Origin of the sequence: Mesorhizobium sp. M0998 (assembly GCF_040318885.1) — a bacterium.
Classification (GTDB): domain Bacteria; phylum Pseudomonadota; class Alphaproteobacteria; order Rhizobiales; family Rhizobiaceae; genus Mesorhizobium.
In genome coordinates, this window is the sequence record NZ_JAMYND010000073.1 from 1 (window position 1) to 14,293 (window position 14,293).

General features: G+C 60.9%; 9 protein-coding genes. 4 read left to right on the forward strand and 5 right to left on the reverse strand.

Going from position 1 to position 14,293, the window contains the following annotated elements:
- Positions 1-276: 276 nt before the first annotated feature.
- Complete coding sequence (locus NKH59_RS32175) at positions 277-429, reverse strand: DUF1330 domain-containing protein (protein ID WP_352618725.1); 153 nt, start codon at positions 427-429, stop codon at positions 277-279.
- Positions 430-774: 345 nt separating this feature from the next.
- On the opposite strand from NKH59_RS32175, the gene NKH59_RS32180 reads away from it, so the two are divergent.
- Both NKH59_RS32180 and NKH59_RS32185 read left to right on the forward strand, forming a co-directional pair.
- Positions 775-1,311, forward strand: a complete 537-nt coding sequence (locus NKH59_RS32180; RefSeq protein WP_352663153.1) for an ankyrin repeat domain-containing protein — start codon at positions 775-777, stop codon at positions 1,309-1,311.
- A gap of 27 nt (positions 1,312-1,338) precedes the next feature.
- Positions 1,339-1,851, forward strand: coding sequence for a YHS domain-containing (seleno)protein (locus NKH59_RS32185; RefSeq protein WP_352540684.1), 513 nt, complete (start codon positions 1,339-1,341; stop codon positions 1,849-1,851).
- Positions 1,852-1,893: 42 nt separating this feature from the next.
- Here the strand turns inward: NKH59_RS32185 and NKH59_RS32190 are convergent, their stop codons facing one another.
- The 4 genes from NKH59_RS32190 to NKH59_RS32205 all read right to left on the reverse strand — a co-directional run bounded on the left by NKH59_RS32190 (position 1,894) and on the right by NKH59_RS32205 (position 11,776).
- The gene (locus tag NKH59_RS32190; RefSeq protein WP_352780525.1) at positions 1,894-4,113 is read right to left on the reverse strand and encodes an adenylate/guanylate cyclase domain-containing protein; all 2,220 of its coding nucleotides are present in this window, start codon (positions 4,111-4,113) and stop codon (positions 1,894-1,896) included.
- Positions 4,114-4,867: 754 nt separating this feature from the next.
- Positions 4,868-9,385: an nSTAND1 domain-containing NTPase gene (locus NKH59_RS32195; RefSeq protein ID WP_352780523.1), complete on the reverse strand. Its 4,518-nt coding sequence runs from the start codon at positions 9,383-9,385 to the stop codon at positions 4,868-4,870.
- 762 nt (positions 9,386-10,147) lie between these two features.
- Positions 10,148-10,537 carry a hypothetical protein gene (locus tag NKH59_RS32200; protein WP_352773079.1) on the reverse strand — a complete coding sequence of 130 codons (390 nt, stop codon included), beginning with the start codon at positions 10,535-10,537 and terminating at the stop codon, positions 10,148-10,150.
- A gap of 297 nt (positions 10,538-10,834) precedes the next feature.
- Positions 10,835-11,776 carry a hypothetical protein gene (locus tag NKH59_RS32205; protein WP_353024259.1) on the reverse strand — a complete coding sequence of 314 codons (942 nt, stop codon included), beginning with the start codon at positions 11,774-11,776 and terminating at the stop codon, positions 10,835-10,837.
- A 593-nt stretch (positions 11,777-12,369) separates the two neighbouring features.
- On the opposite strand from NKH59_RS32205, the gene NKH59_RS32210 reads away from it, so the two are divergent.
- Both NKH59_RS32210 and NKH59_RS32215 read left to right on the forward strand, forming a co-directional pair.
- A complete protein-coding gene (locus NKH59_RS32210; protein WP_353024261.1) occupies positions 12,370-13,449 on the forward strand; it encodes an alpha/beta hydrolase family protein in 1,080 nt (359 codons plus the stop codon).
- Between the two features lie 402 nt (positions 13,450-13,851).
- Entirely contained in the window at positions 13,852-14,289 is a 438-nt protein-coding gene (locus NKH59_RS32215) for a curlin (RefSeq protein ID WP_352921324.1), read from the forward strand.
- Positions 14,290-14,293 lie beyond the last annotated feature (4 nt).

The window sequence follows — 14,293 nt, forward strand, 5'->3', positions numbered from 1 at the left end:
GAAATCCCCATAACCATCGCCTGTGGCCCGCGGGTTCCTTCCTCGGGGACTTTCGTACGCCTGCCGGCGCCCGAAACTCTTCACGACAGCGGAATGGCGGCTTCTGGCGTCCGAAGAATGATAGCGGACGTTCAGCCGGGTGGGACCAAGATCTGAAGCCGCTCCGCCTCAATCATAAAGCGGCCGAATTCAGCCTGTAAAAGCTGCTTGGAAAGTTTGGTTCTGACTATTTGGCGATCTCCGTTGAAGGGGTTAGCCGCAACAAAGGATTAAGCGCTAATCTGCCCCATCAACAATGATGGCATTGCAAGTCATGCTCTGCAGGCGAAGCGGTAGGATTGCCTGATAGCCCGGCGACCCATACCAGGCTTCGGCAGCCGACCGAGAAGGAATATGGCTGTGTCCGCGATCTGGCGCTTCCGGCAGCACGATATGATCGGCATGGCCGCCTACCTGCTGATGGCCATTCTAGCGGTCGTGGTGCTGGTGCCCGGATAGCCCGCTGCCGGGGGTGACACAGGGCGCCTCGCGCGACTTCGACTCGCGCATAAGCCGGACACCCTATGGCTCCGCTGCGCCAAATGTATTAGACTGATCTCATATACGTCCATCCGCGGGCGAGCGCGCCCGGAGGGTTAGACGATGACGGTCTACAGGCGATTGTTGCTGGCGAGGGCCTTCCCGATCCGGGTCAGGCTTTTCGAAACCGGTTGGCTTCGGCTTGTCAGTCGGGCTCTGGTCGTTGCTTTCATTTCTTGGTTTGCCGTCGGTGCGGTGACGGCCGGGCCGCTCAACGACGCTGCTCGGGAGGGCGACGCCGGAAAGGTTGCCGAACTCCTGGCACAAGGCGCCAATGTGAACGATCGCGACGAGAGCCGTCAGACCCCGCTGATCGATGCGGCGCTTGCCGGCAAGACCGAGGTCGCCATTGCGTTGATCGGGGCCAAGGCGGACATCGAAGCCCGCAACGATCGCGGCTTCACCGCGCTACATGCGGCAGCCTACTCAGGAAGCCTGGACATCGCAAAATTGCTGCTCGACCACGGGGCCGAGGTCGACGCGTTGAGCACGCACAAGATCACGCCGCTGCATGTGGCAGCAGAAGAGAACCAGACGGCCATCGCGGAGCTGTTGATCTCGCACGGCGCACAGGTCGAGGCAATCCAGGAATACGGGTACACGCCTCTCAGCCGCGCGACATTCTATCAGAGCACCGACGTGATGGTTTTGCTCAAGAAGCACGGCGCAAAATGCCAACCCAAGGAAACGATGGGGTCGTCGTACAAGGTGTGCATCGCCCTCGGCAACTGACATCGAGAAAGGCTACTGGAGGAGAACATGACAGAGAACCGTTCCAGAACGTTTGACAGTTTGCTATGCGCGGGAGTAGCCGCCGCCTCCCTCCTCCTCTTCGGCACCGGTGGATCCCACGCCGGCGACGGAGTGAACACCGGATACTTCGGCAATGTCGCCATCCTGGGTTATGATCCGGTAGCATATTTCACCGACGGTCGCGCGACGATGGGTTCGCCCAAGATCTCGAGGAAGTGGCTCGGAGCAACGTGGTACTTCGCCAGCGTCCAACACCGGGATGCCTTTGTTTCCGAGCCGGTGCGCTATGCCCCTCAGTTCGGCGGCTTCTGCACCGGGGGAATGTCAGTTAAGGAGGCATCCGCGAACCTTGACCCGGAAGCCTTCCGCATCGTCAATGGCAAGCTCTTCCTGTTCTCCGGAAAGGAGGGCCTGGAGGAAGACTTCGATGCCAACCCGGCGCCTGTCATTGCGAAAGGGGAAGCCGAATGGCCCGCAGTGGAGGCGAAGGAATTCGAGGCTAGAGCGGCCGCCAACTAGCTCCGGCGCGATGTCGTGAGCCCGCAAGTTGAATGGCGCCCGTCACGGAGACACCGAGAAATACCAGACTGTGACGGAGTCCGGCCAAGCGTACTCGTCCTGCGTATCGCTGCTCCCTTGGGGATTGCGATAGACCGGGGCGCAGAACTTGCGGCCGAGCAAGGTCGCGGTGGATTGCGTGCAGAAGAGGTCGCCATCCACGCTGGACGTGCCGGTGATGATGCTGCTTTGCGAGCTCAGTGCGACATCTCCATTTGCACTCAGCTCCATGACGAACGCTGCGCCATTGTGTTGATGTCCTACCCATGTCCGATCGCCCGTTAGGGCTCGGATCGCGGCGCCGCCCAGGCGGTCCTCCTCCCGCCCGCGAAAATCGAAGCTCCGCTCGGGAATCCCCGCGGCGCGAAGGGCGCCCAGCCGGTGATCGAGGTCCTCTTGCCGCCGATGGTGGGCGTAAACGACACGATAACCAGCGAGGTTCTGTTCGGGTATCTCTTTCAGGATTGCTGCAGCCGCATCGTGCGCCTCGGCCATGCGGCCAAGCCGCGCATTTGCCATGGCCAGCGTTTCGAGACCAAGGTCGCTGCGCTCTCCCGGCTGGACCTTGCTCAGCGCCTGCAAAGCCTTCTCGTACTGATGGTTCATGTAGAGCACGAAGCCGTAATAGTCGAAGACCTGAGCGCGCGGCTTGGGATCGAGCCGCAACACGCGTTCCATCGCTGCCAGCGCCTCCAGGTTCTGTCCTGCGTAGGTCAGCACGATCGCCCGATTGAGCTCCGCCTCCGCGCCGTTCGGGTCCAGCGCGACGGCTTTCTGGACCGACGCGATCGCCTGGTCCCATTCGCCGTCCAGCATCTGCAGGATGCCGAGCACGGCATAGGCGCGCGCAGATTGCGGATTGAGCTCCAGCGCCCGCCCTGCCGCTTCGTAGGAGCGCTGGCGAGCGACGGCGCTGAGCATGAGCACCTGGTAGTCGAAGCCGAGCACGTCCACCGTGGCGCGGGCATAGCCCGAGTAAGCATCTGCAAACGTAGGATCGAGCTTGATCGCCTTTTGATACAGGGACAGGGTCTCTCCGAGAGACCTGTTGTCGACCACATAAACCTTCTGCTCGGCTCGGGTGTAGAAATCGTATGCCTCCAGGCTTCGCGTGGGGAGGCGAGCAATCTGCGCTCGTTCGCCTTCCGTCAGACGCACCGAAAGTGCCTCAACGATACGCCCGATCACTTCGTCTTGAAGTGCAAATATCCTGGAGTAGTCGCGGTCGTATCGCTCGGCCCAGATGTTGCTCCCCGTTTGGGCATCGATGAGCTGGACATTGATGCGGACTAGATCTTCCTCCCGCCGGACGCTGCCCTCGACCACGTAACGGACGTTCAACTGCGCAGCGATCTCGTCGACGTCGAGGGATCGATCCTTGAAGGAGAACGCGGAGTTGCGTGCGATGACGAGGAGCCCCGAGATCTTCGAGAGATCGGTGATGAGATCGTCTGCGAGCCCTTCCGCAAAATAATCCTGGCCTGCCTTCTCGCTAAGATCGGTAAACGGTAGCACGGCGATGGAGGGCTTGCCGACCGACGAACCGACCGGGGTGGAACCATGACCGGGCAGCAGGGCAATCGCTTGCGGCCAGAGAATCACCGCAATCCCCGCTATCAGAGCCAGAACGAGCACCGTGGCGCCGATCACAGGCCATCGCCGAGAGCGCGACTTATTGGCTCCTGCGGTCGGTTCCAGCAGAACCCGATAGGCGCGGACCCGCTCTGGAATGTTCTTGAGACGCTGTTCGCCGAGTGACTTGAAGGTCAGGCCGAGCTTGTTGTGAGCCTGATCGTAGGCCGTTCCCGAGATGACGATGCCGCCAGGATCGCTCAGTCCTTCCAGCCGGGCCGCGATGTTGACGCCGTCGCCGTAGAAGTCGTCCTTGTCGGGGATCACGTCACCAAGGTTGATCCCGATGCGGAACACGATCCGGGTATCTTCGGGAAGACCGAGGTTCTGCTGCGCGGTGACCCGTTGGATTTCGACGGCGCAGGCTACCGCATCGACGACGCTCTCGAACGCGACCAGAGCACCGTCGCCCATGAGCTTGACGATGCGGCCATGGTACCCTTCGATCGACGGTTCGATGAGTTCGCGCCGGAGCGCCTTGAGCCGCGAGAGGGTGCCCGTCTCGTCCAGCCCCATCAGCCGGCTGTACCCCACCACGTCGGCGGCGAGGATAGCGACCAGCTTCCGTTCGAGATGTTGAACCTGTTCCACTGGGCATGACTATAGGGAAAGCTCCATGGCAAGACCATATGCGCGGCCAAGGAGCCGGAACCTGGGATGCTGCATGTCGAGCACTGAAGTCTTTGAAACCGCCCAGTGCGGGAAACCTTTGCGCCAAATCGTGTACCACACAGGTTTTGTGCGGCATTGCAGGGATCGCGAACGCGGATCCGATATCGCCGATCTCAAGCAGGCCCGCGTCAGACCGCTGATCCTGCGGCGGATTGATCCGCTAGACGCCTGCCAGTATTGGGAAGACCCTCACCCTGGCATACAGCTCGTTGGTCAGGATGCCGTATCGCGCCGCAGTGGAGCCAGAGCTGTCTTGCCAGCGGCAAGGCCCGCAGCGGGTCCGAGAGCGAAATGGCGGCTTCGGTCTGCGAATCTTCAGGAGCGGACATTCAGGTTGGTGTAGGCACGTCCTGGCGTGACCCAATTGGGACATCCTGCCCATTTTTGAGCAGCGCCTATCACACTGCTTCCTTTGGCTGCCTATGCCTCTGCTAATGTGCAGACAGCGGTTAGCTAGAATGGTCGCCTGCGTTCCAAGTTCGATATGCCGTGTACCTTTCAGCGGGTTGCGCATCTTGGTAACTCTCTCTTGATGCGAACAAGTCTGAAGGAGATCCGATCAGATGGTTCTGGCCATGGCTGATGACCAGATCCGACACGGCCTGCGCTGGTCGTCTGGGAACACGCGCGCCGGTCTGAGCGTGGCCGTGTTCTCCTTTGCGAGTGTTTGTCGCTATCCTGGGCAGTCGGGAACGTCGCTCCCGCCGGGCAAGAAGAAGCGCCGGCGCTCGCATGGTGTGAGCTGGCGCGGCACGACGGTTTTTGCATAGTCGATGAGATCGTTGGATGTCGGAAACGCTCGGATTATGCGCACCCGTTCATCGCCTGAAACGACGGCGATCGCCGTGCCCTTCGAATTCATCGCGGCGCGGGTCACCTTCGGTCGATTGAGCTTATCCTGACGCTCGGAAATCGTTGCTATCTCACGGCCAGACGCCGTAGCCCAAACCCTGACTGTCCGATCCTGCGATGATGTCGTAACGATATAGATGCCGTTCGGACTGAATCGCGCGCTCTCTACGGCGCCTCGGTGGCCTTTGAGGACTGCCTTTCTGGTTCCATCAGCAACGTTCCAGATGCGGGCGGTGCTGTCACGCGAGGCAGTCAACAACGACTGACCGTCAGGGCTGAAAGCCACATCAGTCAGGGGTTCGTCATGCCCCTGTAGCACCTGGACAGTACTTCCATCCTTAAGCGACCAAATGCGCGCGGTCTGGTCCAGCGAACCGGTTGCGACGAGCAAACCATTCTGACTGAAGGCGGCACTGGTAATGCCGTTCCGATGCCCCACGAAAGTGCGAACCTCGGTCCCATCGGTCCGCAACAGATGCACAATATTGTCGCTGGTCGCTGTGAGAACGAGCCGCCCATCAGGGCTAAAGACAGCATTCGGCAAAGTGGCACTCGTTTTGAGGGTGGCCGTCTCGCCATCGCTGCCCCACAGCTGTGCCACCCCTGCAAGCGATGCGCATCCAACGAGCTTTCCATCGGGGCTGAACTGAACACTCGCGACCGCGGCGCGTCCCATTTCGAGCCGCCTGAGTTGCCGCCCGCTGTCAACGTCCCAAATCAGAATCTCGCCGCTGAGGGTCGCAGTGGCGAGGCGATGGCCATCCGGACTGAACGCCGTCGCCTGAAGCGGCTCATGCGTTTCAAGCTCAGCCGTCTCATGGGCGCCGGCGACATCCCACAGATGCGCGAGGCTGTCTCCGCCTCCGGTAACAAGGTGTATGTTGTCGGGGCTGAAGACAGCAAAGTTGGGGGAATACTTGTGAAGCAGCTCATCTGTGAGAATCCCGTCGATGTCCCAGAGCCGAGCCGTACCATCGTGCGACGCCGTGAGTAAGGTGTTGTCCACGGGGCTAAACTCAACATGCTCTACCAAGGCATGGTGGCCGCTCAAAGAAGTAAGAAGCGAAGCGTTCTCCACGTCCCAAACACGCACCCCACCGTCCATTGATGCGGTAGCCAGGAGCTTGTCGTCATGACTGAATGCGCTGTTCACTTCCTGATCATTCGTGTGCGGCGTAACATCCGTCAATCTTAGCCCAGGTGTCTCTTCTCCAAGCACATTGCGCAACTTCCCGGTTACGCCATCCCAGAGCCGTGCGGTGCCATCGATCGACACCGTCGTGGCGAGGCGGCCGTCGTGGCTGAAGGTCCCGCTGTGGGTGTCGCTCTTGTGACCGCCGAGAGCAGCAATCTCGGTGCCCTTCGTTACGTCCCAAAGGCCTGAAGTTTCAGCGTACGTATAAGGCGACCACGAAGTCACGAGGAGCCTGTTCCCGTTCGGACTAAAAACGACCTCATCTGGCCAGTTTGGAATTCGCCAGTTTTTGATCTGCTCTCCGGTCTCGGTAATCCAGATCCCAACAGTGCGACTATTACCTTGTCCGGCCGCGAAGCTGTACCCATCGGGACTGAAGTCCGCGAACGACGTTCCACCACCCTTCAAGGTCAGGATATTCGCACCGTTTCTAGCATCCCAGATCGACATGGCATGGTTGTTGTCGTCAGATGCAGTGAGCACTCGCGTGCCGTCTGGGCTGAACTTGGCAGTTGGAAAGCCACCGGGCTGCTGAACAACAAAAAGCTGCGCTCCCGACTTGGCATCCCATACGCGCACCGTGCTGTCACGAGCGGCAGTAACGACGCGGTTTCCGTCGGGGCTAAAAGAAGCTCTTTCGAGGGCCCCTTCGTGCCCCTTCAAAACGGCTATTGCCGACCCGTCCGACACGTTCCAGATGCGAGCGGTCTTATCGTAGGATGCCGTAACAATGCGATCGCCCTTTGGGCTGAAGGCGACCCAGGTTGCACCAGCATCATGGCGAAATATCCTGAGTTGACGGTGCGCCAGCAGAGCGTTGTAGAGAGCAGCCTCGGCTTCGACCAGGCGTTGTCCGGGTGGAGTGTCTTTCGGCCGCAACGCCTCCAGCGCAAGAAGGATGGCGGCCTCGATGTCGCCGCTCGCCGCGGTCTGCTGCGAGAGAAATGCCAGGGCAAGGGACTGACTGCGGAGGGCCTCGTCACGTGCCTCGATGGCCTTCTGCCGCGCCTCCAGCGCCTGCCCCTCTGCGGTTCTGGCCTGGTCCGCGCTGTTTTTTGCCTCGACGGCTTGCCGCTCCGCCTCGCGCTGTCCGAGGAACCCTGCGACAGCACCGACGCCTGCGATTGCCGCGAGTAGAATTGCAGCGACCGCCGCGTAGCGTGTTCGGCGGGCAAGCAGTGTCGCAGCAGCAGCTTCGGCCTCCATTCGCGCTCGTTCTGCGTTCTGCTCTCTTTTGACGTTCTCCCTAACCGCGAGCGAGGACGCCTGAATATAGTCCGCGGTAGGGCCGTCGATTTCATCTCGCCTCGACAAAAGCAGTTCCTCTGCCTCGACGAGTCGCTTGCCCGCAGGGAGCAAAAGATCCGGGTTCCTCTTGTCGGAATGCCATCGCCGGCCATCCGTCTGGACGCGGGCGCGGGTTTCAAGGAACTCCCTATTGGCATTGACGAGGTTCAGTGCCCTCGGCCAGCGGGTCAATAGGGACTCGTGTGCGACGCGAACGACGGCACGTCCCTCCGCATCCTCGTCGCTGACCAGCAGCCGGGCGGCGATCAATGCGTCGACCAGCTCCGCTTGGGCGGGCGTGCCCGCGACGTCGGTTGCCAGAGCCGGGACCGCAGCTATTGACTCGTCGCCGAGGCGCACTGTGGTCAGAGATCTGAGAACCGCCGGCAGCGTGTCCTGCACATGTGCCGGAAGTGCATCGGCCACTTCGTCGGCGCGCCGAGCGATCGCACCTTCGAGGCCACCCAGCGCACGATAGGCGGCAAAAGTGAGGATCCGCCGATCCCGACAAGCATCGTGCAGCGCATCGAGCACGAACTCGAGAAGCGGCAGCGATTCCGGATCGGCCCCCGCAGCTGCCTGGAGCACATCATCGAGACGGCCTTGGTCGGCTGTCTCCTCGAAGCGAAGACCCGCAGCTCGCGCTGGCTCGCGGATGATCTGCGCAATCTCCGCACCGGTCGGCGGCAGTAGCTCGTAACTGCCCAAGCCGTCCTTGAGGGCCGAAAAGCCCGCAACTTCGCCGCAGCGGTGAAAGAAGTCAGCCCGAATTGTCGCGATCACCCATACAAGGCCACTAGTGGCGAGCGAAGCGAGCAGCCGAATGAATGCCTCGCGCGCCGGCCCCGTTTGTGTAGTGAACAACTCCTCCATCTGGTCTACAGCGAGGACCAAGCGTGCTTGCGCGGCGGAGACGTTCGCAGCAGCGGCGGCTTTGGCAAGCGCGGCGCGGATCAGCGCCGGAACTCGGTCGGGCGCGCCGCGAATGAGCTCCGCCAGCTCGGCGGCTGTTCTCTCGTTCGCGAGCTCTGGCAGGGCACTTTCTTGAAGGAGTCCAGCGACGAAAGATGCGATCGTGTCAGATCCCTCCGACGGCCGGATGAGGCAGCGGCGCCAAAGCACGATCCCGGCAGTCGCGCCGGGCCGCAAGATGGCGGGAAGCAGTCCAGCGCGAAGCAGGGAGGATTTGCCCGAGCCGCTCATGCCATAGATTAGAAGGAACGCTCTGCCACTCGCGACTAGCTGTTCCACCCTGTCGACACAGGTGGCAATCGGACGCGCACGACCGAAGAAGATATCAGCATGGTCGAAATCAAAGACGTCCAGTCCGCGGAATGGCGACCTGGCCTGATCCTCCGAGGCGAGCGGAACGCGATAGACTCGTACCGGGCGGGCTATGTTCTTTACCCTGTGCTCGCCCATGTCGAGAAAATCGAGCGAGAGCCGGTCGCGGACATGCGTATGAATTGGCTCGGAGACATAGATACCCCCTGGCGGCGCGAGCGCCTCCAGGCGTGCGGCGACGTTTACGCCGTCGCCCATCAGATTGTCGCCGTCGGCAAGGACGTCCCCGAGATTGATACCTATGCGAAACAGCATGCGTTCCCGCTCGGGCAAGCCCGAGTTTCGGTGGTGGATTGCCAACTGGATCTCGGTGGCGCTCCGCACCGCTTCCACTGGGCTCGCGAACTCGGCGATGACGCTGTCGCCGGCGCTCCCGAAAATTCGGCCACCGTGCTCAGCAATCAGCCCGTCGATGATCTCACGGTGGGCCTTCAGCGCCGCAAGCGTAGCCTCCTCATCCTTGCCCATAAGCCGGCTATAGCCGACCACGTCGGCTGCAAGGATGGCAGCCATTCTTCTCTGAACGCGGTCCACTACCACTGCCGCTCTCCGTCGGACATCTTGGGCCCACTCTAGGCTACAAAACAGCAAATAGGGAGTGCTAGGAAGTTTGAGGCTGAGTGCCCAGTCCTGCCCGGAATCTAGGTATCGGTGTCGCTTCCGGCCGATATTGTTGAAAAAGTCCGCGTCGCGGTCGCCCGTGGTACTTTCGTAGGATGGCGTTCCGCAGAGACCCCAAAATTGAATCCTGATTCCATGCAATGCGCCGGGGTGGAACTGGATTCTAATATCGGTGGCGATTTGCGGTGCGCCGGACTTTTTCAACAGTATCGGCCGAATGCGGTCATTCGCTCTGCTGCAGCCGAACTGCTGCTTCCCGTTCGACCGCGACCGCCAGGTCGCCGGCGAAGTCGCCGGCCATATGACCGAATGGCGGCTTTTAGCAGCAAAGAATTTCGCACGAATGACGGAATGGGCGCGCGATCCGGCCTGTCGCGAACGCGAACTTTTGATCCCAAAGCCGCCATTTGGAAGCGAACCTACCCATAGACGGCCACTTCTGGCGCGAACATGACCTCCAGCATTGTCACCCGCGATGTCCACTTCCGGGCGGAGGCACCGAAGGCGAAGCGTTGAGGCGGTCATTTAGTGCATCATCACCTTGCGTCGGTCGAAACCGTTGCGTTGCGCTCATCGTGGCGCGATCAGCGGGCAGAAAGGTCCGCAAGCAGTTTTGGTTCGGAATGGAATATCGCCGGCAGGTCCGGGGTGGTCTTATTTGACGGTCGAAAACTCAAAACGATCGAAACGGAAGACTGCCGTATACTCGTTGCGTCGCTCCGGCGTCCCGGCAGGATTGCGGAAGATCGCACCGCAGGTTGTCTGATCTTTCGGAATGGCGTCGCACAGGAAGTTCTGCTGCACCCAACTGGTTCCTTTATCTATCCATGCGCCTCCCCCGCGCAGCTCACGACCGAGGATGAGCGACCTGATCTCCGAACCGGTAAGCCGGTCCTTCGCATCCAGATTGACCTCTTCCGGCAACTCCGGCAACCCGGCCTTGTCCAGGCCGTCCAGCAGACGCCCGATGTCAGCCGAGTTCTTGAACACAAAATACCTCTGCGTGACCAGCTGATTTGCCCCTCCATCCTTTCGCTCCAACATGACGTTCCTGAGCCTGTCCCTATAGGCCGCGACCTGGTCACCGCGCCCGAGATGTGCGTAGGCCGAAACCAACACCTGCAGGCCATAGAATTTCGGCCATGGATCAGGCGATTGGAGATCGATCCTTTCAAGGTAGTCGACAGCTTCCTCGAACGACCCTGGCCAAATGCAGCCAGCCCAGCCTGGTAGTGCCGATGGTCATCCCGCCTGGGCCTACACGGTCGGCTGCGACGAGATAGTTGCGCGCCTCGTTCGGCCTGCCATTGAAATTCATGGCCTCTGCCAGCCCGACATAGTTCAGGGGATCGCTCGGGTCGAGCGCCACTGCCTTGAACATAACCGCAACTGCCTCGTCGGACCGGTGCTCGCGAACCAGCAAACTGGCGACGAGCTGATGTAGGACGGCGAAGGATGCTTGGCCGCCTCCCCCAGGTACTTGTAGGCGTTGTACAGCGCACCGATATCCGAAACGGTTAAAGCTTTGATCCGCGGCCCGTCCATGTCCCAATAGGCCCACGCGAGCGAGGCTGCCGCTGCGCCGAAATCCGGATCGAGTTCCAGCGCCTGCTGGAAAAACCTCACCGCCTGCGCAAACTCGTCTGGAGCCTTGCGACGATTGTAGATTTCCATGCCCTGGAGGTAAGCTTCGTAGGCTGCAGGATTGCGCGTGCCGCCCGCGACATCTGCCTTGCCTTGAACGCTGACGAGACGGAGCTTGAGCGCGCCTGCGATGCTGACGACGACCTTGTCCTGCAGCGCAAACACATCCGTCCATTGGCCGTCGAAACGTTCTGCCCAGAGATGACCGGTGGTCGAGCCGTCGATCAATTGCGCGTTGATACGCATGTCGTCGCCGACCCGGCGTATCGAGCCCTCCAGAATGCACCGGACACCAAGCGCTGCGGCGACCTCAGCGGGTTTGGTCTCCTTGTGCTTGTAGGTGGAAGCCGCGTTTCGCGATACGACGAACAGGCCGGGCACCCGTGCAAGTTCTGTGGTCAGGTCCTCGGTGAAATCGTCAGCCAGATAACCTTGCGCCTTGTCGTCGCTGAGATTGTCAAATGGAAGTACGACGAGGGATGGCCGGGGATCGGCTTTCGCATTGGCTGTCAGAGCGGCGGGCCGAAGCGGTGGCTCCCAGGGTCTCCACCACGCTGCTGCAAGCCCGACTGCGACAACAAGGACCCCAATGGCGACGGCCAGATTGCGCCTGAAACGTGGGTGTCGATTGACAGCCATGGGCTTTCCCGCCACCGCGGGATCGAGCAGGCGGTGTCTCGGGATCGTCCTCAAGCTATGGGATGCATAAGCTCTTCTCCAAGTACCGTAGTGAGGGGATACGCGGTTGCGAATGGTCCCTCGCGTGAGAACCGTGTCTCGCTACATCACTGCGCCGTCGCCATGGCCTGGTGTCCGCTATGCGGCGACATTTAGTTCGAAGGGGATTGGTGGCAGTGTTGAAAGCGGAGAGAACGGTCTCCCGCTACCACCTTCAAAGTCCAAACAATTCTCCGGTCCCCTCACGGCGGCCTGAAGCCCAGCGGTCTGAAGTGACAATGCCCCGACCATTGTGGGGCCGGGAGCGGTCCGGCCGGTTCTGGTATGAGCGCGTGAGAATGCAGACATTCAATCCGGTGGGTCCGAGTCTCGAACTGACCCGTTCCGCACGTTCCTAAAGCTGCAACTCCTCTCAGTCCACTCAAGCGAAGACTCAGGGCAGCAAAACGATCGAACGTACCATATAGATGGACTGTGTGCAGCACTCGGGCTTGACGTCTTGCCGTCATGGGTGAACGGTAGCGGCAGCCTGGCACCGCGCAGGAAGGCACGTTATGATCAAGGCTGTCCTGGGTTTTCTTCTGCTGCCTTGGCTTGTCATCTTGCCCCTGATCGCAGTGACACCCGCGATCGCAACCGATTTCAGCCAGCCCGGTCCTTTCGCGATCGGTATTCAGAAGTTCACGATACCTGACGTGACTGGTGAGCACCCGCTGGAAACATGGGTCTGGTATCCCGCTGCTGGTCCTGCGCCAGCTCCCGCCGGCGCAATCCTGAAGACGACGCCGGAGGCACCGCCGGCAACGACCGGTCCCTATCCGCTGCTTGTGCTGATCCCCGGATCCTCGATGCCGGGCATAGCCTACACCCGCTGGGGCCAGTTTCTCGCGACCTACGGGTTGGTTGTCTTCGCTTCGAGCTATGATACCGGATTCGACGTTCGCCGATTGCTCTATTATCGTTCTGCCAACGTGCTTCGTGTGATCGGCTACGCCGATACACTGACAGCCCCGGGTGGCAAACTCGCTGGACTCATAGATACCTCCCACATCGGCGTCTGGGGGCATTCATCGGGCGGAGCGACTGCGCTCCAGGCGGGAGGCGCTCGGGTCGACTTTAAAGCCCTGGATAGCTGGTGCGCTGCAAATGAGGCCCAGAAGTATGGCGACTCATGCCAATTTGTAGGTTTCGAGCCAACGATTGCCAAACTCTACGGCGCTGCGGACCCGTTTGCGGAGCCGATGCCACCCATTTGGGATAGCCGCGTGGCGGCGCTCGTTCTCGCAGCTCCGGGCGGCGAGCTGCAGGTATTCGGCGCCACTGGCATTGCGGCTGTCAAAGTGCCGACGCTCATACTGGTCACTTCTGACGACGAGATGGTGAAGCCGGAATTCAATGCCCTATGGGCGCATGATAGCATCGGAAGTCGAGATAAGGCGTTGGCCGTATTCGACAAGGGTGGGCACATGATGTTCGCATACGGTTCCGGTTCCGGTCCGCAGTTCGATCAAGCCAAGACGCTGACCGCGGCATTCTTCCTCAGTATTCTAAAAGGTGATCCCATGGGGCAGGCGGCGCTGCGACCCGGCGAGGCGTCGTTTCCGGGCCTCCACTATAAAACGACCTTCCACTGAGCCGACCGGACTCGTTGCTGGACAGGTGGAGGCGCTCGTGTGGCCAACGGCAACACGTGGTCCGCTTGTGGCGCAACCGCGATCACCAATGCGGTGGCCGGTAATGTCCTCTTTAAGGCAGTTGCAAAGCTAACTTTGACGACCGACATGAGGCGCATTGCCGTCCGGCAGCCTGTGGGCCGGAAGCGGCCAACCCCAAGTATAGAAATGTCCAACACCGGCCGCCCTTGGCGAGTGTGCTCCACCCATTGCCCTAGCGAATAGCGGCCTGACCGCCGCAGCCACGACCCGCGCAAGCCCTCCTGAACCCCAGCTGAACGCCGCCTTCAGCCTTAGTTCGAACGGCATCTCCTAAAAAGAAGCCGTTCAACCGCGGTCCCGTCCGCCAAAGGAGACGCTCTCATGATCCGCAATTCTTTCATCGCAACCGCGCTTACCGCTCTTGTCGGTATCACTGCCGCCGCTCCGGCCATGGCCAATGACGTGCGCATCGAGCAATATGGCTGGTCGAACTCGGCCGGCGGCGCCCAGAACGGCTTCAAAAACCGTATCCGGGTGTATCAGAACGGCCGCTTCAACAAGGTGATCGGCCAGCAGCGCGGCCGCCACAACCTTTCGGCTATCGGCCAGGACGGGGCCGGCAACTACGGCGCCACCTACCAGAACGGCAACCGCAACGTGGCCGGCGTCGGCCAGTTCGGCTCCAACCACACCACTATTCTGACCCAGGACGGTAACGGCAACATTGCTGCCGGCGTACAGGTGGGCCACGGCTGCGATGCCAATGTCAGCCAGGGCGGCAGCGGCAATGTCGCAGCTTTCGTCCAGGCCTGCCCATAAACAC